This window comes from Vibrio sp. ZF 223 (assembly GCF_003050585.1).
In the GTDB taxonomy this organism is placed as follows: Bacteria; Pseudomonadota; Gammaproteobacteria; order Enterobacterales; family Vibrionaceae; genus Vibrio; species Vibrio crassostreae.
The window spans coordinates 109,830-131,416 of record NZ_PIGB01000006.1; the positions used below are offsets into that span (position 1 = coordinate 109,830).

Sequence of the window (21,587 nt, forward strand, 5' to 3'; positions counted from 1 at the left end):
ATAGTCTGTACAATATTTGTTTGAAGAGCTTAGGCAGGGTAATATTGCGCTAATTTCCCATTTTAGACGAAAGCGTGCCGAGAAAATTATGCGCATTATTGGTATTGAAACCTCTTGTGATGAAACAGGAATCGCGATTTATGATGATGAGCAAGGGCTGCTTTCTCATCAATTATATAGCCAAGTAAAGCTGCACGCCGATTACGGTGGTGTGGTACCTGAGCTAGCTTCACGTGACCACGTGAAAAAAACAATTCCTCTTATTAAAGCGGCATTAGCTGAAGCGAACCTAACGTCGAAAGACATTGATGGTGTGGCTTACACGGCTGGCCCTGGTTTAGTGGGTGCACTGCTGGTTGGTGCAACGATTGGTCGCAGTATTGCTTATGCGTGGGGAGTGCCTGCAGTGCCTGTTCACCATATGGAAGGTCACCTTCTGGCGCCAATGCTAGAAGATAACCCACCACCATTCCCATTTGTGGCTCTGCTGGTTTCTGGCGGCCATACCATGATGGTAGAAGTGAAAGGTATTGGTGAATACCGAATCCTTGGTGAATCGATTGATGATGCAGCGGGTGAAGCGTTTGATAAAACCGCGAAACTGATGGGCTTAGATTACCCTGGTGGTCCACTGTTATCCCGTTTGGCGGAAAAAGGCACTCCGGGTCGTTTTAAGTTCCCGCGTCCAATGACCGATCGTCCGGGTCTAGATATGAGCTTTTCTGGTTTGAAGACGTTCGCAGCGAATACCATTCGCGATAACGATAATGATGACCAAACTCGCGCTGATATCGCTTATGCATTCCAAGAAGCTGTTTGTGCAACCTTAGTAATCAAGTGTAAGCGAGCCTTGGTTGAAACGGGCATGAAACGTATAGTGATTGCTGGCGGTGTAAGTGCCAACAAACAACTGCGTGTTGAGCTTGAAGCTCTTGCTAAGAAAGTCGGTGGTGAGGTGTACTACCCACGCACAGAATTCTGTACAGATAATGGTGCGATGATCGCTTATGCGGGTATGCAGCGCTTGAAGAATGGCGAAACGGCTGATTTGTCTGTTCATGCCACACCGCGTTGGCCTATTGACCAGCTAGAGCCAATTGCGTAATTGAATATAGTGTTTCGATAAACGGTCGCTTTGTGCGGCCGTTTTTATATCTTAGCTTACCGACTGTATGTCGATAAATAATTGCTGATAGAGATTAGGGAAGAAGATGAACAAGTTCACAGTAGACAATCAATCGATGGCGTACCTAGATGAAGGTCAAGGCCCTGTTGTTGTATTAGGCCACAGCTACCTTTGGGATAGTGCAATGTGGAAGCCACAGATTGAGGCGTTGAAAACTCAGTACCGTTGTATTGTGCCTGAGCTTTGGTCTCATGGTGAATCTCAAGCTGCACCAGCTTCGATGCGTAACTTGAAAGATTACGCTCAGCACGTTTTGGCTCTGCTTGATCATTTAGAGATCGATGAATTCTCAGTGGTAGGTTTATCGGTTGGCGGTATGTGGGGAACGGAGCTTGCGGAGTTAGCACCTGCTCGAATCAAGTCATTGGTATTAATGGATACCTTTGTGGGTTTAGAGCCAGAAGTTGCGCACGCTAAATACTTCCACATGTTAGACACCATCACTCAAACTAAGATGGTTCCTCAACCGATTGTTGAAGCTGTGGTTCCACTGTTCTTCGCAAACGATGCTCAAACCCACACGCCAGCTTTAGTGGAAGGTTTTACTCAGCAGTTATCTGAACTTAAGGATGATAAAGCGGAAGAAGTGGCGCGCATCGGTCGAATGGTCTTTGGACGTCGTGATATGATCGAATCAGTAGAGAACTTCGCGCTACCTGTGTTGATTGCGGTAGGACAAGAAGACAAACCACGTCCGGTACTTGAGTCATACCTAATGCATGATTGCATTACGGGCAGTGAATTAGTGGTAATTCCTAGCGCAGGTCATATTAGCTCGTTAGAGCAACCAGAGTTTGTGAACACAATGCTGAAGACGTTTTTAGATAAACATCTGCTGTAAGCTTTAAATACTGAATACTATGGTTCGGCTTAGACGTGACAGTTTAAGCCGATTTTTTTTGTCCGAGTTTTGGTTCGCTGCCATCGAGTAGGCGGCGGATATTCTGGTGGTGACGTAACACGATCAAACAGCACAGCATGGCTACTGGCAATGTGTATTGAGGTTTGACTAACCAAGCGTAGAAAGGGGCAAGTAGCACAGTAACCAGTGCCGCTAAAGAAGAGTAACGAAACAAAAACGCCACAACTAACCAAGTCGCCATGATCATACCGGTTAGATCGAATCCTATTGGGGCGATAGCGCCGAGTGCGGTTGCGACGCCTTTACCACCTTTAAAGTGGAAGAAGATCGGATACATATGGCCAAGACACGCCGCAATCGCCACAACGCCTAAAATTATTGGGTCGATCTTGAGGTAGTAGCCAAGCCAGACGGGGATGGTGCCTTTCAGCATGTCACACAGGAGGACTGCTGCAGCTGCGCCTTTACCGCCAACGCGCAGTACATTAGTGGCACCAGGGTTATTGGAGCCCACCGTTCTTGGATCAGGAAGCCTTAAGACTCGGCATATCAAGACCGCACTAGAGATTGAACCTAGCAAATAGGCTGCAATGATCATGATTAGTGCCAATGGGGTCATGTCTTTCCTTAAACGGTTATAAGCCTAACGATGGGAAAATAATGCTCAATCCAAGAGTAATTGATATCATATCTCGAATTACGCAAATAATACGTTTTTTTCCCCAATATGGGTATCCGACCTCTAAAAGGACAAGTCATGGCACTGGATAAAGTTTTCATTGAACAGCTAGAAGTAATTACAACGATCGGTGTTTACGATTGGGAACAAGAGATTAAACAAAAACTTGTGCTTGATATTGAAATGGCTCATGACAACCGCCCTGCAGGTAAGAGTGATGATGTGGTTGATGCTTTGGATTACTCGACTGTGAGTACTGCCGTGCTTGACCACATTGCGAATGGCCGATTCCTGCTAGTGGAGCGTGTGGCTGAAGAAGTCGCTGAATTGATCATGACTCAATTCTCTGTGCCTTGGATCAAAATCCGCTTGGCTAAACCGGGCGCAGTACCACAAGCAAAAGCTGTTGGCGTGATCATCGAACGAGGCCGAGCATGACAGTAGCCTATGTTGGTGTTGGCACGAACATAGACCGCGACAAGCATGCAAGGGTGGCATGGACAGAGCTTCAATCGTTAGGGACTAACCTTAAATGCTCTAAAATCTATCACTGTGAGCCCGTGGGTTTTAATAGCCATCCGTTTTATAACTTTGTGATAGAGCTCGACACGTCACTTTCATTGACTGAATTTTCACAGCAGCTGCGTAAAATTGAGTTTAAATGGGGTCGCTCTCAAGATGCGCACAAACTTCAAGATCGAAAACTCGATCTTGATATTGTGCTGTTTGGAGAGGTGGTTTCTGAGCGCGAACCAGAATTACCACGCAGTGATATCTACAAATATCCTTTTGTAACACAACCTCTTTATGATCTTTGTCCTGCGAGAGTGATCCCGCAAGACGGAAGAACCGTCAGTGAAATATGGCAGAAGATGCAGCAATTAGACTCGCTCTCTGTCGTAGATATAAAACTATAATTTTTAAGGTAAGTAATGAGTTATTTTGAAGCGTTTATGTTGGCGTTGGTGCAAGGCTTTACTGAGTTTTTACCTATTTCCAGTTCTGCACACTTAATCCTTCCTTCTGCTGTTTTAGGTTGGGAAGATCAAGGTTTGGCTTTTGATGTTGCTGTCCATGTCGGTACTTTGGCCGCGGTAGTGATCTATTTCCGTAAAGAAGTGGTCTCTCTGTTGAGCGCATTCTTTGGTTCAGTGTTTAAAGGCGATCGCAGCAAGGAAGCGAAGTTAGCGTGGATGATCATTCTCGCGACGATTCCAGCGTGTATCTTTGGTTTGTTGATGAAAGATATTGTTGAGCTTTACTTACGCAGTGCGTGGGTGATCGCAACCACAACGATTATCTTTGGTTTGTTGTTATGGTGGGTGGATAAGAACTCAAGCTTGCGTGATGACGAATACCAAGCAGGTTGGAAAAAGGCGCTGTTTATAGGCCTTGCTCAAGCAATGGCAATCATTCCTGGTACCTCTCGTTCAGGCGCTACGATTACGGCAGCACTTTACCTTGGTTTTACTCGTGAAGCGGCAGCTCGATTCTCTTTCTTGATGTCTATCCCAATCATCACTCTGGCTGGTGGTTACTTGGGTCTGAAGTTAGTGACCAGTGGTGACCCAATCCATGCTGGCACTTTGCTAACGGGAATCGTGGTTTCTTTCATTAGTGCTTATATCTGTATTCACTTCTTCTTGAAGCTTATCTCTCGTATGGGTATGACACCGTTTGTTATCTACCGCCTGATTCTAGGTTTTGGTCTATTTGCTTTCTTGATGATGCAGTAGCGCTCGACTTTCGAAGACAAATGTTTCTTCTTACAGATTGAAACGGAAAAACCCGCTTAGTCGCGGGTTTTTTAATGCGTGCTTACTAACGGAATGAAGACTAATTATCAGTGAGTTCTGATAACGCGTTTTCGATGGCCGCTGCTCTGCGCTTCTCTTGTTCTTCTCGAATATCTTTACCTTTAAAACCATCGGCAATGATTGCTTTGACTTCAACTTGAAGTGCCGCTTTATAGGCTGCTTCAAAACGAGCCTTTTGAGGGTAAGGCTGATCTTGTAACCCTTTACGGCCAGCGTGGTCAGCTTGGCAGCAAAGCAAGATGTCGTTAAGTCGATCTGGTTTGCGCCAAACATCGAACTTGTTGAGAACTTTAAGGAAGGTGGTTGGCTTTAACTCACCTGCACGATGGATATTAGAATGCTGCTCGCACACTAACAGCGCAAGATCTCTGAACTCATTAGGTACTCTGACTCGTTCACATAGCTTTTTGATGATCTTAACACCTGTGTGGCAGTGCATTTTGTGGCTTGGCCACTCACTTTTAGGTGTAACGCCTTTACCTAAGTCATGCACTTGAGCAGCAAAGCGTACTGGTAACGATGGGCTTAATAGCGCTGCTTGTTGAGCAACCATCAGCGTGTGAATCCCGGTGTCGATTTCAGGGTGCCATTTTTCAGGTTGAGGGACACCAAATAGAGCGTCAATCTCTGGCAAAACAACCGTTAATGCACCACACTCTTTCAACACTGAAAGGAACACTTCTGGATGTGGCGTACTAAGTGATTTGTGCCACTCTTGCCAAACTCGTTCGGCTGTAAGGTGTGCCAGTTCTCCTGATTCAACGATGGTCGCCATCATGGTCATGGTTTCAGGTGCAATCGTAAAGTTTAGGTGCTGAAGCTTGGCAGCGAAACGGGCAACACGCAGCACACGCAGTGGATCTTCAACAAAGGCATCGGATACGTGTCTAAGAATACGATCGGAGAGATCTCTCTGGCCATGGTAAGGATCGTGAAGGTTGCCTTCATCATCTTGTGCGATGGCGTTAATGGTTAGATCTCGGCGCATCAGATCTTCTTCCAAACTCACGTCTGGAGCGAAGTAACATTCGAAGCCTGTGTAACCAGAGCCTGATTTTCTCTCGGTGCGAGCCAGTGCGTGCTCTTCCTTGGTTTTTGGATGCAGGAATACCGGGAAGTCTTTACCCACCGCAGTGAAGCCAAGGCTTTCCATCTGTTGAGGCGTACTGCCGACCACGACCCAATCTTTATCATAGCTATCAATATTGAGTAGCTTATCGCGCACTGCCCCACCGACTAGATAGCGCTGTAGCCCATTATCTTCTGGTAGGCTATCGTATATTTGCAACTTATCACCTCGAAATGTTTTATCACTGCTGGACTTTACGGCAAGCAATGGTACTTTCCATTAATCGTAATTATAGGGCAGCACATGTATAAGGAATATTTTGGCTTCGTTGAGATGCCATTTTCGATTGTACCAAATTCTCGCTATTTGTTTTTGAGTCAACGCCATCAAGAAGCGATGCAGAACCTACAAGCCGGTTTAGGCGAAGGTGGGGGCTTTGCAATGCTCACTGGTGAGGTGGGTACAGGGAAAACAACGGTTGCTAAGGCGATGTTGTCTTCTTTGGATCGTCATACTCAGGCTGGCCTTATACTTAACCCTACGTTTTCCAATACGGATTTACTTGAAGCTATCTGCGATGAGTTTGAGGTCGAGTATCCAGAACAAGCATCCTTGAAGCAGCTGAGTCAGGCGATTCACTACTTCTTATTGGATAGCCATGCAGAGGGCATTCAAACCTTATTGGTGATAGACGAAGCTCAACACCTTGCTGCCGATGTGTTGGAGCAGCTTCGCCTTTTAACTAATTTGGAAACCGACAGTCGTAAGCTATTAAAAGTATTGTTGGTTGGTCAACCTGAATTACAACAGCATTTGCAGACCACACAACTGCGTCAATTGGCGCAGCGTATTACAGGGCGTTATCATTTATTGCCTCTCAATATTGAAGAGACCGGTAAGTACATCGCGTTTCGTCTGGAGACGGCAGGTGGCGAGCAGATGTTGTTCTCGAATCGCTCCGTTAAGCTGATCGCCCAATATACTCATGGTATTCCAAGGCTCATTAACTTGGTGTGCGACAAGGCCCTACAGTTAGCTTTTCATGATGGAGAGCAAACACCGAGCAATGAAACGGTCAATAAAGCCTGCCAGCAGGTGATGGCGTTTCAAGCCGAGGTTTACCATGTCGATAAACCTCGCGCAGCGAGCGCGATACCAAAGCTCGTTCAGTACGCTGGTGCAGCCACCTTGAGTGTCGCACTTGCGATGGCAACTTTTAACTTTGCCCCAACGTACATAGATTCATGGTTAACAACCAAGCCTTCAAATGAAGCCCAAACAGTAAGCTCAGCCAAGATGCAGCGGTCGTTAGTGGTGGATATGCCTAAGGCTGTTGCTGAGCCAGAAACAGACAAGTTCGCGCTGCCACCACATATTCAACAACACTTGATGCAAGGGACTAACCGCTCGCTGGCTATCAAGGATTTATACACCCTTTGGGGATACCAGTCTTCATTGCGAGACGGTTTATGTCTAAGCGAGCCGCAAAGTGTTTTCGTATGTGAACAGCAACAATCTAGCTTGGATGACTTACTTGAGTTAGGCGTTCCTGTGGTGTTGAACTTAGACATAGAACAAGAATCTGTGTTTGCTGTGCTTTATGGCGTATCACAAGATTCTGTCGAACTACTGGTTAACGAAAAACTCTTAGTCATGCCGAAGCAATCTCTAGAGCAGATCTGGCAGGGTGATTATGTCGCGATTTGGAAACAGCCGCTGCGAGAGACGCTGAAAGAGGGTTACCAAGGTGAGGCTGTGGCTTTGCTTGATTTGTTGCTTTCTGAGGTGTTGGGAGAGGTTGTGTCTGGTAGTGATGTATTTGATTACGAATTAAAAATGAAGGTTGAAGCGTTTCAAACTTGGCAAGGTATGTCGGTCGACGGCATCGCAGGTCAACGAACATTAGCAAGGTTGCAAAGATTAGCTCAGCTTGATTCTCCGAAGTTGATGTCATTAAGTGGGGGGGCAAGCTAATGTCACGCATTATGCACGAGCTGAATCAGTCTTCGGTTACACAATCATCTATCAATAAACCTAGCTTTAAAGGCTACCAAAATCACCATGTGCCGAACTCGGCAAAGGGCATCAGTAACAAACGTGGTTCGTCGTTAGCCATGGGGTTACTTCTTTTGCTTGTGCCTTCTTTGTTGGTAGGCGGTACCTTGGTTTATCAATCATACAATCAACAGCAAACTGCGCCTCAGCTATTAGCCGCGACGCTTCCTAATACACAAACACAGCCAGTTATTGAATCTCAAATTTCTGATGTGGATACTGCAGGCTTGAATGCTGTGGAAGAGGTTAAAGATGCCCCCTTGTTTGTGGTTCGTCCTGCGCCAGTTAGCCAAACTTTGAAAGCACTGCCACGTCAAGAGATGTATGCACAGATTGACTCTGAAAGTACAAATGTCGCAGGCGGATCTATTGTGCCTTTGGCTAGCTCAGAGAGCAGTGCTCGAACGTCAGAGGAATCAGAACTGTCACTGGCTCAGCCTGAGGTTCAGCCAGGTGTCAGCAATGAAAACACTGCTCTGCAATCGGATAGTGATCTGCTGCAAGGGCTAGATCTCAGTGAGTTACCACCTGATTTAGCATTGAAGCTTGAATCTATCATGGGTGAGCAACAAAGCGCTCCTGAGCCGATGGACTCTAGACCTGCAGGGCAAAGAGGCTCTCAGGTCATTGAATTGGAAACGCACACTAATAGCTTATCAGGAGTGCTACCTAAGTTAGACCTACAAACTCATATGTACTCGAGTAGCGAAACCAAGCGTTGGGTAAAAGTGAACGGCCAAGAAGTGGCTCAAGGAGATTGGATTGGACAAGACATTCAATTACTTGAGATTAAGCCACAATCGGTAATCATAGAGTTCAATCAGCAGAAGATAGAAATCCCAGCTCTGTACGAATGGAAAGGCTAGCGAGTTCTATAAGTATTTAGATAACAGACAAATAAAAAGGAGCACCTAGGTGCTCCTTTTTGATATTCGATACTGAATTTTACTGTACCTGATACAAGCGTAAGTCTACGCCCAACCGTTTGGTGACTTTCTGCGACGAGGCATGATGTGTGGCAGAACAAGGCCAAGAAGTAGACCAATACCCGCAACACCACCACCGTACATGAAGTACTTTAATAGTAGGTCGTCTTTTTGAGTGTCTAGCTTAGCGCGTAGTTCACGGTTCTCTGTTTGAGAGCTCGTCAGCTGCTGGCTAATTTCACTGTAGTTCTGTTCTAGTTCAGCAATCTGCTTGTTACGAGAATCTAGAGAGCTTGCTAGGCCAGCTTTTTCGCTGTCAGCACTCTGACGAGCGTTCGCTAGCTTGCCTTTAACTTCTGTCAGCTCTTTCTCTAGCTTAGGCATGCGCAGTGCCATGCTTTCTTTTGTGCTTACAAACTTGCTTTCAACCCAACCTTTACGGCCACGGTTGTCTTGAATTTGGGTGTAACCTGTACTCTTGTTAGTTTGTAGGTATGTAATCTTTTCACCAGCATCAACACTACCTATGATACGGAAGGTGTTGTTTGGGCCAGAATGCATATAAGTAAATAGTTTGTCAGCAATATAACGGTCTTGTGCAAAGGCAGCTGGAGCCGCAAGCATTGCGAACAAAACTAAGCTAATCAGTTTTTTCACAGTAAATCCCTTAACGATTCAAATTGGGTAGGCGTATGAGTCAGCCTCAATCAGCAAATAATATTTAGTTTCTTTATGCGGTGCAACAAAGAAGGGAGGCAAAGCCTCCCTTTCTGTGCGTTTGAGTCAATAATGACATGGCATTTACATATCGTGACTGAAGCTCACACTATTCTGACGCTAGTATTCACTAACGCAGTCGCGATTACATAGTAAACGCAGCTTGAATTCCGTAGAAGAACACAACAGCAAGTAGAGCACCTGCAGGCAGTGTCACAATCCAAGAAGCCACGATATTACGTACAACGCCTAAGTTTAGTGCTGCGATACCACGAGCAAAACCAACACCTAATACTGCACCAACTAGTGTCTGTGTAGTAGAGATTGGAAGGCCAGTACCTGAAGCTAGTACAACCGTACATGCAGTTGCAAGTTGTGCAGCAAAGCCACGGCTTGGTGTTAATTCTGTAATACCAGTACCAACGGTTGCCATTACTTTATGACCCATTGTTGCAAGACCAACAACGATACCGAAACCACCTAGAGGAAGAATCCACCATGCGATAGTACTCTTACCTGTGATTTCACCCATGTGCTCAACGGTTGATACAACAGCAGACAGTGGACCAATCGCGTTCGCAACGTCGTTTGAACCGTGTGCAAATGCCATCGCACAAGCTGTGATAACCATTAGTACCGAGAAGATGCCTTCAACACCGGCAAAGCCGTGGTCTTCTTCGCGGTTAGCAAATTTCTTCTGGATGTATAGGTAACCGCCGATCATAACAAGCGCAGAAACGCCAGCAGCCCAAACCCATGCTTCAGTGTTGCTTAGGTGAAGACCAACGTGCTTAAGACCTTTCTTGATGGTTACAAGTGCAATCACCATCGTTGTGATGAACATGTATACCGGTACAAAGCGCTTCGCATTGAATAGCGGGTTCTCTGTATCAAAAATCAGTCGTTGAGCACTTACAAATATCACGTAAGCGAAGAAGCCGGAAATAACGGGTGTGATAATCCAACTGCCCACAATACCTTGAACACTGTTCCAGTCTACAGCTTCAGTACCTACAGAAATACAAGCAAAACCGATGATTGCACCGATGATTGAGTGAGTCGTAGAAACAGGCCAGCCCATGTAAGAAGCTAGAAGTAGCCATGTACCAGCAGCAAGAAGTGCTGACATCATGCCGTACACAAGTACATCTGGTTGATGAGCGAATAGAGAAGTTTCGATAACACCTTTACGGATCGTGTCTGTTACTTCGCCGCCCGCAAGGTAAGCACCTGCGAATTCAAAGATCATTGCGATAATGATCGCTTGTTTAACGGTTAGAGCTTTAGAGCCTACTGAGGTGCCCATTGCGTTCGCAACGTCATTTGCACCAATACCAATAGCCATCAAGAAACCGAAAGCTGCTGCAACAATAATCAGGACAGTGCCGTAGTTAGCAAGGATATCCATCGTAATACCTAGTTGTTTGATAACAAGCGGAACAAATTTAGACGCAAAAAACCGCTCAGCGAGAGAAATACTCAGCGCATAAGTGGTTTGTTCAAAAAATGCTCTTCGTTATATGGTTAACGTATGATTTAAGATCGAGAAAGCATTACTTCAAGACGAGCGCCTACACGCTGTGCTTGATCTGCAATACCACCAACCCATTCAAGAATTTTGTATAAGAACATGATATCAACTGGATTCAGATCGCCTTCAATCGCCATTAGTTGTTGGCGTAGTTCGATCTGCATCGCATCCGTGTCATCTTCAATTACATCTAATTGATGAATCATTTCGGCAACGAGTGTTACTTCACGGCCTTTAAAGCCAGTCTCAAGTAATTCGTCTAATTCATTGATTACGTTTTGTGCTTGGTTCGCTGCATCTAGACAACGTTTAACGTAAGCGATGAAGTTTTCTTGCATAGGAGCAGGAATGACAAGTTGACGACCATATACACGGCCAGCAATGTCTTTCGCTAGGTTTGCGAGTTTGTCTTGTTGCGTTAATAGCTCCAACATATCGGTGCGATCAACTGGCATAAACAAACCACGAGGAAGTTTAAGGCGAATTTCACGTTTTAGTACGTCAGCTTCTTTCTCAAGGTGAGAAATTTGAGCTCGAATTTCTGATGCTTTTTCCCAGTCACCTTTTGAAGAAACTTCAAAGAAATTAACTAGGTGAGAACAACATTCGTTCACGCATACTACGTGACGCTGCAAAGGTTTAATTGGGGACTTTGCAAATAACCCCATAATTGTATTTACTGGCATGGTCATCCAACCTAATAAATAATAACCTTAAAACAACATACACCATATTCATGGTGAAATGTTAAGCGATGGCTACAAAGTCGCGCATGTTAACCTAATCAATCTCTCATTAAAACTGTTTTAGATCATCATAAGGGCGATATTTCTGACTTGCCGACTTTTCAAATTGGCAATATCCTGTCCCTATCTTCACAGAAAGGTATAACTATGGAAACCGAGATAGAACTGAAGTTTTTTGTTTCTCCTGAATTTTCAGAGACTTTACGCAATAAAATTGCTGAAACTAAAGTACTTCAGCACAGTTGTCGTGAGCTAGGTAACATCTACTTTGACACCGCTGACAACTGGCTACGTAAGCACGATACCGGCTTACGCATTCGACGCTTTGATGACGTATTTGTACAAACCGTAAAGACAGCGGGTCGTGTGGTTGCTGGCCTGCATCAAAGGCCTGAATACAATGCAGAACATGACAGCAACGAACCTAAGCTAGCCCTGCACCCAGAGGATATCTGGCCGGCAGGTAAAGACATCGAAACGTTGCAAGCTGAGCTGACTCCTCTGTTCTCTACCAACTTCACGCGCGAGCAGTGGTTGATTGGTATGCCTGATGGCAGTCAAGTCGAGGTCGCATTCGACCAGGGCTTCGTTGAGTCAGGTGACCTGCAAGAACCGATTTGCGAAGTCGAATTAGAACTTAAATCTGGTCAAACGGATGCGCTATTTACATTGTCTCGCCAATTCTGCGAACAAGGTGGCATGCGTTTGGGCAATCTAAGCAAAGCTGCTAAGGGTTACCGCCTTGCTCAAGGTTATCAAGGAGATGAAGTTACTCCTTTGACTTTAGTTGATACTGATAAAAGTGATACCGTTGAATCGTGTTTCATTCAATCTTTAGAGCACGCTCTCGCTCATTGGCACTATCATGAGCAGATCTTCACCGAGCGCCAATCTATTGAAGCGTTACATGAGATCAGTCACTCACTCAGTTTTATTCGTCAAACCTTTACTATCTACGGTGGCATTGTCCCAAGACGTGCGAGTGCTATTTTACGTCAAGAGTTGAAGTGGCTTGAGCAAGAGCTCGACTGGCTGAAAAGCTATGACCATTTCGAAGACTTGCTGGAAGATAAAGGCCATGTACTACGTAAACTCGATGCACGTAAGTTCTTAGTGGCTGAGCTTAAAGAGATGCAAGAGCAACTGCCAGATCGTGAAGAGCTGCTTACCTTGTTGAGCTCTGCTCGTTACACTGGTTTATTGTTAGATCTGAGCCGCTGGATCTTGTCTCGTGGCTGGCAACCTTTCTTAGATGAGAAAGCGCGTGAACAAATGGGTCGTGGTATCGAATGGTTTTCCGTGCAGCAACTCGATCGCACATGGGCTGACTTGATGGAAGCTTTCCCGCCAGAACGAGTGATGACCAGCCAAGCGTATATTGAACAGCAATACCGTTTGATGCGTAATCTGTATTCTGGTGTTGGCTTCGCGAGTTTATATGATGACGCTGAACGAAACAGCTTCCGCTTGCCATGGGCCGATATGGTGCAAGGTATTGATGACTTGCTGGCACTTAAAACATTAGAGCCTTTGACTGAGAAGTTGGAAGGCGACGAGAAGGTTCAGCTAGAGCGTTGGTTGGCTCGTCAAGAAGTATCTATTCTGCATGCGATGGAACAGACACGCCAAATCAGTGTTGAGGTTGAGCCATACTGGCAAGACTAAACTCAACACCTGTATCAATATAAGTATGAATTTGAAAATAGGGCTCCGGCCCTATTTTTTTGTTTGTTGCTCAAGCTTTTCGAGTCGCTCTAAGATCTTCTGTTGTTGCTCAATGATCTTCTCAAGGTGCTTCTCTTTGTTTTCCGCGCGTTGATTCTCATGATGAGTTGGAGAGGTGATCAAAGAAGTAATCAAGCCTGAAATCATACCAAACACACCCACACCGCAAATGATCACCAGAGAGGCAACTAATTTTCCTGAGCTCGTGACGGGATAATGATCGCCATATCCCACGGTACTGATGGTCACGAAAGCCCACCATAACGCATCTTGTCCAGTGGTGATGTTGGCGTTGGGATCTTTGTGCTCTAACAGCAGTATTGTCCCAGCTCCTATGGTCAGGAGAATGATCAGCAGCAATATAATCGAGGCGAGGGTGGTCTCTTTACGATTACGAAATAGCTCTCTTAACACTCGTTTACCCGAACGAAGAACAAGAATTACACGTAAGATCTGAAAAATGCGAGCGAAACGAAGTGGTTCGATCATTGGGATGCTTGCTAAGAAATCGATCCAGTGTACTTTTAGATATTCTTTTTTGTTTTGTGATCTGAATAGATCAATTGTGAGCTGAAAAAGAAAAACACTACAGATTATAAAATCGAGGCCGATAAGGACTTGTTTCGATTCTTTGTCGATCGGTACGAACAATAAGCCTGAGATCACAAATAACGCTAAGAAAGAGAGAATCAGTGACAATAAGCTCATCGGCTTGGTGGCGTCTTTGGTATTATTCAACATTCATACGAGGCTCAAAATAAATCGCGAACTTTGACTGACATAGCCACCTCGCGGATATAGAAGCCATCAATATATAAGAATTAATGGAGAACTGACAATGACTAAACTGTCATTCAAGCCGTGGGAAAGGATAATCTCTGACGTTCGTCTCGTTCCAAAAATGGTCATGTTGATGATATTCAGTACAATCCTGATCATTTCGAAGCAGCTATGGGACGCAAGTACGTTTTACGATTCATTGCTTGCTGTAACCAACAATGCGCAAGTCGCACAACAGCATTACGAGACTTACTTAGTTCAAGTGGCTTGGCAAACAGCCTTGATGATCATTGTGTTTGTGGTTCTTCTATTAGCAGCGGCGCGCGTTATGCTGCGCCAGACTCAATACCTTAATGACGCCATTAAAACCATGGCCGACAAGAACTTATCAGTGCCGATTCAAATGGATTGTAAAGATGAATATGGCGATGTGGCACGCGAACTTGAAAAAACTCGCGTTCAACTGAACGACATGATCAAAACTCAAGTGGCTTCTTCTGATGAACTGTTTGCTCTGACGGAAGTGATGACCATCAGCATGTCTGAAACCAAAGAATCAGCTCAAGAAGAGTTCAATGAGATTGATCAGCTGGCAACAGCAATGAGTGAGATGACGTCTACGGTACAAACTGTTGCTGAGCATGCGCAAAGCGCTTCTTCATTGACGGAACAGGCATCAGGCCAAGCTCTTACTGGTCAGAAGTTCGTTCAAGGGTCTGTTTCTAAGATGAGTGAGTTATCTTCAGATATCGCAGCATCTGCAGCAGCGGTAAACCAAGTTGAAGAGCGCGTTGACTCAATTGGCAGTGTGGTTGGTACTATCCAAGGCATTTCAGAACAAACAAACCTATTAGCATTGAACGCTGCGATTGAAGCGGCGCGTGCAGGTGAAGCAGGTCGTGGTTTTGCGGTTGTTGCCGATGAGGTTCGTAACCTTGCACAGCGTACTCAGCAAGCAACTGTCGAGATTCAAGACATGATCAGTCACCTACAAAGCAGTGCTAATTCTGCGGTAGAGCTGATGGAGAAGAGTGTTGTTGAAGCGGCTGAAGGTGTGGACCTTGTGACCAATGCAGGCTCTGAGCTTGATGGTATCGTAAGCCAAGTAAACCAAATTAATGATATGAACTTCCAGATCGCGACCGCTGCAGGTCAACAGAGCAGCGTTGCAGAAGAGATGAGTGTCAACCTGACCAATGTTCGTGAGCTTGTCGAAGCTTCAGTTGTGGTTGTTGGTGAGCTGTTGGAGACCTCTCAGCTTATGGAAAGCAACGCACAAGAACTCGACGGTAAGATTAAGCAATTTAAGGTTTAGTCATGTTCTCTAAATCCTTATTGCTAGAGGCTGTTTTCTAGAGAGAAAGGCCTAACTCGCTAAGTTAACCGATAAAACGCCCACATTGCTAATGTGGGCGTTTTTTATTGGCGTAACTTTGGTATAACTTATCTTTAGTTTTATGAAGACTCGAACCGATAACCCGAACGTTCGTCGCGCAGCTTATACAAGGAAGAAACATGCCATTGCCTTCTCAACTCGTCACTCACTCACAGTCTGCTTTTGAGCAATTATTAGAGCATCAAAGTGAAGCCATCAATACTTGGTCTGAGCAACAGACTGAGGAGCTTAAACGCGTACTCGGTTTAAGCTGTTTTATTGGTGATTGCCTGCAGCGTGATACGGTTTTATGTGGTGATTTACCTGATATGTTGGCATGTGCAGAGCGTGCTGAAGGGTACCGAGAGCGACTGGCTGGATTACTTTCTGGTTGTGCTGATGAAATGAGTGGTCAGCGCGTGCTGCGTCAATTTCGCAATCGAGAAATGACCTATATTGCGTGGCGTGATTTTATGGGCTCATGGGAGTTAGAACAGAGCTTAAGTCACCTATCGATGTTAGCTGAGGCGATGATCTTCGAGACCTATCAATGGCAGTACGATATTTGTTGTAAAGAGTGGGGCACACCATGCAATGAACAGGGTGAAGCGCAGCCGATGCTGATCATTGGCATGGGTAAGCTAGGTGGCGGTGAGCTCAACTTCTCTTCTGATATCGACCTGATTTTTACCTATCCTGAAAATGGCGAGACACAAGGCGCTAGACGCAGTATTGCCAATGCGCAGTTCTTCACACGCTTGGGGCAACGTATTATCAAGGCACTTGACCAGCAAACCTTTGATGGATTCTGTTATCGAGTCGACATGCGTCTGCGTCCATTTGGTGAGAGTGGTCCACTTGTGATGAGCTATGCGGCACTGGAAGATTACTACCAAGAGCAAGGTCGCGATTGGGAACGCTACGCGATGGTGAAAGCGCGAGTGATGGGCAGCGAAATGTACCCTGAATACCAAGAGCTCCGTCAGATGCTGCGCCCATTTGTATTCCGTCGTTATATCGATTTCAGTGCGATTCAATCTTTGCGTCGTATGAAGTCGATGATAAGCAGTGAAGTACGTCGTCGTGGATTATCAAACAACATCAAGCTGGGGTCTGGTGGGATTCGCGAAGTGGAATTTATTGCACAAGTATTCCAATTGATTCGTGGTGGCCGTGAACCTAGCCTTCGTGGTCGAGGGTTACTGGAAACCTTAAGCGCGATTGAATCACTTCACCTGTTAGAGGCAGAAGAGGTAGGGCACTTACGTGAGGCTTATCTGTTTTTGCGTCGCCTTGAGAACCTGTTACAAGCAATGGCCGACAAGCAAACTCAAACCTTACCTGACGGTGAATTCGAACAGTTGCAACTCGCTGTCGCAATGCAATTCACTGATTGGGATAGTTTGATTGAGGCAACTCGTGCTCATATGGCCAATGTACATACCGTGTTCGAAGATCTGATTGGGGTTGATGAAGATGACGCCAACCCGATCGCGAGTCACTTTAGTGAACTGTGGGATATGGCCCATAAGCCAGATGTGATTGAACATGTTCTGGAGCATGATATTGCGATTGCTAACCCACCGAAAGCCGCGAAAACGATTATTCAATTTAAAGCCGATTTGGCTAAGAAGACCCTTGGCCCACGCGGTCGTGAAGTCCTCAATCGATTGATGCCGAAAGTGTTTCAAGCACTGTACACTGCTAAGGATGCCGAGTTTGGTTTGTCTCGAGTACTGCATCTACTGCATAAAATCGTTACCCGTACCACTTACCTTGAACTACTAGATGAGCACCCTGCCGCGTTGACTCAGCTTGTACGCCTATGTACCGCTAGCCCGATGATCTCCGAGCAATTGGGTCGTTACCCAATTCTGTTAGATGAACTTATCGACCCTCAGCAACTCTACAACCCAGTGCCTTTGGAGTCGTATAAAACAGAGCTGCGTGATTACCTAGCCCGTATCCCTGAAGATGATATGGAGCAACAGATGGAAGGCCTGCGCCAGTTTAAGCAGACCTGTATCCTGAGAATTGCAGCCGCGGATATAGCGGGCGCTCTACCTGTCATGAAGGTCAGTGATCACTTGACCTACTTAGCCGAAGCGATTGTTGAGGCGGGGGTCAATCAAGCTTGGTTACAAGTATCGGCCAAGTTTGGTGAGCCGACTCATGTTAAAGATCGCGAAGGTCGCGGTTTTGCGGTTGTTGGTTACGGTAAGGTCGGTGGTTGGGAGCTTGGCTACAACTCAGACTTAGACATTGTGTTTATGCACGACTGCCCGGTACACATCTATACTGATGGTAAGAAAGAGATCGATGGACGCCAATTTTATCTGAGGTTGGCACAGCGTATTATTCATATTTTCTCGACCAGAACCGCTTCTGGCATTCTGTACGAAGTCGACACTCGTCTACGCCCTTCTGGTGCATCTGGTTTGTTGGTTAGTCCAACTGATGCCTTTGATGAGTATCAGCACAATGATGCGTGGACGTGGGAGCATCAAGCTTTGACTCGCGCTCGCATGATTTATGGCGATGACTTATTGGCTGCGGCATTTAACAAAACGCGTCATGAGGTTCTGTGCTTGGCGCGTGATGAGGCGACACTCAAAAAGTCAGTTGTAGATATGCGTGAAAAGATGCGCGGCCATTTAGGCGGCAAAAAAACCGATCGATTCATGCTCAAACAAGATGCGGGTGGTATTACCGATATCGAATTTTTGGCGCAATATTTAGTCCTTCGGTACAGCAATGAGAAGCCAAAGCTTACTCGTTGGTGTGATAATGTACGAATCTTTGAAAGCCTTCTGTCACAAGGGATTATGGACGAGCAACAAGGCATGGCATTAACCCATGCTTATACAACGTTAAGAGATGAAATCCACCACCGCAATCTACTCAATCTTGATGCGGATGTGGCAATTAATAAGTTTGAAATAGAAAGAGAACACGTGGTTCGAGCATGGAAGCAGTGGATGGAAGCGTAGCTTGTCTTTTGCTTAGTTATCACAGTGCCTATCGAGGTAGGCTTTACTCATTTTTTCTAAGGTTTAGCCACTGTAATCAGTGTGCTAGACTCTAGCCAGATTCGATTTTTGGAGCTCAACAATGAAACCAATTCTACCTGACTACAGCCAATCAGGTGTTCTTATTGTCGGTGACGTCATGCTTGATCGTTACTGGTATGGTCCAACTGGCCGTATTTCACCAGAAGCACCTGTACCCGTTGTAAAAGTAGAAAATAACGAAGAGCGTCCAGGTGGTGCTGCCAACGTTGCAATGAACATTGCCTCTCTTGGTGGTCATGCTCATGTTGTTGGTTTAACTGGTAAAGATGAACCCGCCGAGGTGTTAAAAAATACTTTGGGCGCACTAAAGGTTAAGTGTGATTTCGTTGAGTTAGAAGACTATCCAACCATCACAAAACTACGAGTGATGAGCCGTGGTCAGCAGTTGATTCGTCTTGATTTTGAAGACAAATTTGAAAACACTAATCCAGAGCTTATTCTGTCTCGCATGGAGCAAGCACTGCCAAATGTCCGTTCGGTTATCTTGTCAGATTATGCGAAGGGTGCATTAGAGCATGTACAGAGCTTCATTCAAAAAGCACGCGCAGCGAATGTTCCAGTATTCATCGATCCAAAAGGCGCGGATTTAGAGCGCTACCGTGGTGCGACTTTGCTTACGCCAAATATGGCGGAGTTCGAGCTAGTTGCAGGTAAAGTTAAATCAGAAGAAGACCTTATCGAGAAGGGCATTGCCTTGATCGAAAAATATGATTTTGAAGCTTTGTTGGTGACTCGCAGCGAGAACGGTATGACTCTGCTGCGTAAAGGTCAGGCACCGTTCCACTTACCGACTCAAGCCAAGGAAGTGTACGATGTCACAGGTGCCGGCGATACGGTTATCTCTGTCCTTGCAGCTTCTGTTGCTGCTGGTAAACCTCTGGATGAAGCGTGTGCATTAGCGAATGCGGCTGCTGGTGTAGTTGTTGGTAAGCTAGGTACATCGACACTGTCTACGATAGAATTAGCGGAAGCGATTCACGGTAGCCAAGATACAGACTACGGCGTTATCTCTGAAGCAGTACTGGTTGAAGCGGTGAAGCGTGCTCGTGCGAAAGGCGAGAAAGTGGTTATGACCAATGGCTGCTTTGATATTCTGCACGCTGGGCATGTTTCTTACATGAATCATGCTGCTGAGTTGGGCGATCGTTTGATCGTTGCGGTTAATACTGATGAATCAGTAAAACGTTTGAAAGGTCCAGGTCGTCCTGTGAATCCAACTGATCGTCGTATGGCGGTATTGGCTGGCTTAGGTGCGGTTGATTGGGTTGTACCATTCTCTGAAGATACTCCTCAACGTTTAATCTCTGAGGTATTGCCAAGCATTCTTGTTAAAGGCGGTGATTACAAACCTGAAGAGATCGCTGGTGGTGCGGAAGTGATTGCTGCTGGTGGTGAAGTGAAAGTACTTAATTTTGAAGATGGTTGCTCTACCACTGAAATCATTAAAGCGATTAAAGGTGGCCGAGGCTAACCTTCGGTCTTTTAGCTTCTATGCTAGCTTTTGAATAGATAATAAAAATGCCGCTCAATGAGCGGCATTTTTGTAACTTAAGTAATTCTGAATTACTTACTTGCTACTTTTAGACCTGCGTTTACATCAACGATGTCTTGTTCGCTTAGCGTACCAACCGCTTGGCGAAGCTGAAGTACACTTAGGATATAGTTGTAACGAGCATCTGAAAGGTTTTTGTTCGCATCGTATAGACGACGAGTTGAATCTAGTACGTCAACGATAGTACGAGTACCCACATCAAAACCTGCTTCTGTCGCTTCTAGAGCTGATTGAGCAGAAACTACAGATTGTTCGTAAGCGCGTAGCGCACCGATCGAAGCACTGATGTTGTTGTTGAACGCACGTACGTCTTTTACAACGCTACGGTAAGTCGCTTCTAGATCTTCACTTGCTGCAACGTAGTTGTATTCAGCCTGTTTAGTCAATGAAGTTGTGTTGCCACCCGTGTATAGAGGTACAATTAAGTTCAAACCAATGTTTAGGTTGTCTTGGTCGTAATCTTGGGTGCTGTTTGATTGATCTGAAAGAGCGTAGCTACCATCTAGTGTTAAGCTTGGTAGGTGACCAGAGCTTGCTAGAGAGATGTTGTCTTTTGCTACGTCTTGAGAGATACGTGCAGCCAATAAGCTAAGGTTCTTTTGTTCTGCTTGTTCAACAAGCGCAACAGCAGACTCAGAAGATTTGCTTGCTGAGAAACGATCAGTATCTAGGATGCTTAGGTTAGAGTGTTCCTGACCTGTAATCTCACGTAGACCTTCGTAGCTATTCGTTAGGTCGTTCTCTGCAAGAACTTCATCAGCCAAAACGCCATCGTACTGAGCTTGCGCATCATGTACATCGGTGATTGCTGAAAGACCTACTTCAAAACGCTGTTTAGTTTGCTCTAGTTGACGAGCAACTGCTGCTTTCTCTGCACGAACAAATTCTAGGTTATCTTGAGCGCGAAGTACTTCGAAATATGCTGTCGCAACACGAAGAATCAAGGCTTGTTGTTCTGCCGCGTAAGCTGAATCAGATTGACGAGCGGTTTTCTCTGCCGTATCTAGTGTGATCCATGAAGAGCGCTGATAAAGCTCTTGGCTGAAGCCGATAGCAGCTCCCCAAGTGTTGTTATCAATGCTTGAATTACCAACACCTGATGTATCTCGATCACCACGATTAATGTCGTAGTTTGCTGTTAGGTTAATTTGTGGTAGCAAATCACTACGGCTTGACGTTACTGCTTCAAAAGCGGCATCGCGCTGCGCTGCTGAACGAAGAAGTTGTGGATCGTTCTGTTTTGCTTGGTCGTAAACTTCAGCTAGCGTATCAGCAAAAGCTGACGAACTCAGGCTGCCAATTGCTGCACTGATAAATAGTGGAAGCAGTTTTTTCATTTTCCTATTCCTGCCTTTTATGGAATTTTCTTTAAAAGAGTTTAACCCAGTTTGGTGGTAATTTACTCGAAACTTTGCACTTTTTTACAGTTAACTGTCCACTTGTGCAATATTTATTTTTTAAAACTTAACTTTAATTATAAATTTTATATAAAAAGT

General features: G+C 45.4%; 18 protein-coding genes. 11 read left to right on the forward strand and 7 right to left on the reverse strand.

All coding sequences use genetic code 11. The features are described 5' to 3' along the window. Positions 1-88 precede the first annotated feature (88 nt). Both tsaD and CWO13_RS13445 read left to right on the forward strand, forming a co-directional pair. Positions 89-1,105 (forward strand): tRNA (adenosine(37)-N6)-threonylcarbamoyltransferase complex transferase subunit TsaD, encoded by a 1,017-nt coding sequence (tsaD, locus tag CWO13_RS13440; protein ID WP_017061410.1) that lies wholly within the window; start codon positions 89-91, stop codon positions 1,103-1,105. 106 nt (positions 1,106-1,211) lie between these two features. After that, positions 1,212-2,027, forward strand: a complete 816-nt coding sequence (locus tag CWO13_RS13445) for an alpha/beta fold hydrolase (RefSeq protein WP_102433156.1) — start codon at positions 1,212-1,214, stop codon at positions 2,025-2,027. 43 nt (positions 2,028-2,070) lie between these two features. Here CWO13_RS13445 and plsY read toward each other — a convergent pair whose 3' ends face one another. Further along, a complete protein-coding gene (gene plsY, locus CWO13_RS13450) occupies positions 2,071-2,667 on the reverse strand; it encodes a glycerol-3-phosphate 1-O-acyltransferase PlsY (protein ID WP_009847793.1) in 597 nt (198 codons plus the stop codon). Between the two features lie 138 nt (positions 2,668-2,805). On the opposite strand from plsY, the gene folB reads away from it, so the two are divergent. The 3 genes from folB to CWO13_RS13465 are packed head-to-tail and all read left to right on the forward strand — an operon-like array spanning position 2,806 to position 4,463. Continuing rightward, positions 2,806-3,165, forward strand: a complete 360-nt coding sequence (gene folB, locus CWO13_RS13455; RefSeq protein ID WP_055319014.1) for a dihydroneopterin aldolase — start codon at positions 2,806-2,808, stop codon at positions 3,163-3,165. Continuing rightward, a complete protein-coding gene (gene folK / locus CWO13_RS13460; protein ID WP_048662646.1) occupies positions 3,162-3,644 on the forward strand; it encodes a 2-amino-4-hydroxy-6-hydroxymethyldihydropteridine diphosphokinase in 483 nt (160 codons plus the stop codon). Before folB ends, folK begins: the two co-directional genes overlap by 4 nt. A 15-nt stretch (positions 3,645-3,659) precedes the next feature. Then, positions 3,660-4,463, forward strand: a complete 804-nt coding sequence (locus tag CWO13_RS13465) for an undecaprenyl-diphosphate phosphatase (protein WP_048658005.1) — start codon at positions 3,660-3,662, stop codon at positions 4,461-4,463. A gap of 100 nt (positions 4,464-4,563) precedes the next feature. On the opposite strand, the gene CWO13_RS13470 is transcribed toward CWO13_RS13465, so the two are convergent. Beyond that, complete coding sequence (locus CWO13_RS13470; RefSeq protein ID WP_108083073.1) at positions 4,564-5,880, reverse strand: multifunctional CCA addition/repair protein; 1,317 nt, start codon at positions 5,878-5,880, stop codon at positions 4,564-4,566. A gap of 36 nt (positions 5,881-5,916) precedes the next feature. On the opposite strand from CWO13_RS13470, the gene CWO13_RS13475 reads away from it, so the two are divergent. Both CWO13_RS13475 and CWO13_RS13480 read left to right on the forward strand, forming a co-directional pair. Then, entirely contained in the window at positions 5,917-7,587 is a 1,671-nt protein-coding gene (locus CWO13_RS13475) for an ExeA family protein (protein ID WP_181359920.1), read from the forward strand. Next, positions 7,587-8,534 carry a general secretion pathway protein GspB gene (locus CWO13_RS13480; protein ID WP_108083075.1) on the forward strand — a complete coding sequence of 316 codons (948 nt, stop codon included), beginning with the start codon at positions 7,587-7,589 and terminating at the stop codon, positions 8,532-8,534. The genes CWO13_RS13475 and CWO13_RS13480 overlap by 1 nt, the downstream gene beginning before the upstream one ends. Before the next feature lie 105 nt (positions 8,535-8,639). On the opposite strand, the gene CWO13_RS13485 is transcribed toward CWO13_RS13480, so the two are convergent. The 3 genes from CWO13_RS13485 to CWO13_RS13495 form a co-directional block, all read right to left on the reverse strand. Further along, positions 8,640-9,251, reverse strand: coding sequence for a TIGR04211 family SH3 domain-containing protein (locus CWO13_RS13485; protein WP_019826861.1), 612 nt, complete (start codon positions 9,249-9,251; stop codon positions 8,640-8,642). Between the two features lie 205 nt (positions 9,252-9,456). Continuing rightward, a complete protein-coding gene (locus tag CWO13_RS13490) occupies positions 9,457-10,719 on the reverse strand; it encodes an inorganic phosphate transporter (RefSeq protein ID WP_017061418.1) in 1,263 nt (420 codons plus the stop codon). Positions 10,720-10,847: 128 nt separating this feature from the next. Continuing rightward, entirely contained in the window at positions 10,848-11,528 is a 681-nt protein-coding gene (locus tag CWO13_RS13495; protein ID WP_010434644.1) for a TIGR00153 family protein, read from the reverse strand. A gap of 207 nt (positions 11,529-11,735) precedes the next feature. Between CWO13_RS13495 and CWO13_RS13500 the strand changes: the two genes are divergently transcribed. Next, positions 11,736-13,253 carry a CYTH and CHAD domain-containing protein gene (locus CWO13_RS13500; RefSeq protein WP_048609673.1) on the forward strand — a complete coding sequence of 506 codons (1,518 nt, stop codon included), beginning with the start codon at positions 11,736-11,738 and terminating at the stop codon, positions 13,251-13,253. 51 nt (positions 13,254-13,304) lie between these two features. Here CWO13_RS13500 and CWO13_RS13505 read toward each other — a convergent pair whose 3' ends face one another. After that, positions 13,305-14,054, reverse strand: coding sequence for a potassium channel family protein (locus tag CWO13_RS13505; protein WP_102433159.1), 750 nt, complete (start codon positions 14,052-14,054; stop codon positions 13,305-13,307). A 97-nt stretch (positions 14,055-14,151) separates the two neighbouring features. Here CWO13_RS13505 and CWO13_RS13510 point away from each other — a divergent pair, with 97 nt between their 5' ends. The 3 genes from CWO13_RS13510 to hldE all read left to right on the forward strand — a co-directional run bounded on the left by CWO13_RS13510 (position 14,152) and on the right by hldE (position 20,010). After that, positions 14,152-15,408: a methyl-accepting chemotaxis protein gene (locus CWO13_RS13510; RefSeq protein WP_048658011.1), complete on the forward strand. Its 1,257-nt coding sequence runs from the start codon at positions 14,152-14,154 to the stop codon at positions 15,406-15,408. A gap of 200 nt (positions 15,409-15,608) precedes the next feature. Next, complete coding sequence (gene glnE, locus CWO13_RS13515) at positions 15,609-18,458, forward strand: bifunctional [glutamate--ammonia ligase]-adenylyl-L-tyrosine phosphorylase/[glutamate--ammonia-ligase] adenylyltransferase (protein ID WP_108083076.1); 2,850 nt, start codon at positions 15,609-15,611, stop codon at positions 18,456-18,458. Between the two features lie 121 nt (positions 18,459-18,579). Continuing rightward, positions 18,580-20,010, forward strand: coding sequence for a bifunctional D-glycero-beta-D-manno-heptose-7-phosphate kinase/D-glycero-beta-D-manno-heptose 1-phosphate adenylyltransferase HldE (gene hldE / locus CWO13_RS13520; protein WP_108083077.1), 1,431 nt, complete (start codon positions 18,580-18,582; stop codon positions 20,008-20,010). A 92-nt stretch (positions 20,011-20,102) separates the two neighbouring features. Here the strand turns inward: hldE and tolC are convergent, their stop codons facing one another. After that, positions 20,103-21,428 (reverse strand): outer membrane channel protein TolC, encoded by a 1,326-nt coding sequence (gene tolC / locus CWO13_RS13525; protein WP_102431715.1) that lies wholly within the window; start codon positions 21,426-21,428, stop codon positions 20,103-20,105. Positions 21,429-21,587 lie beyond the last annotated feature (159 nt).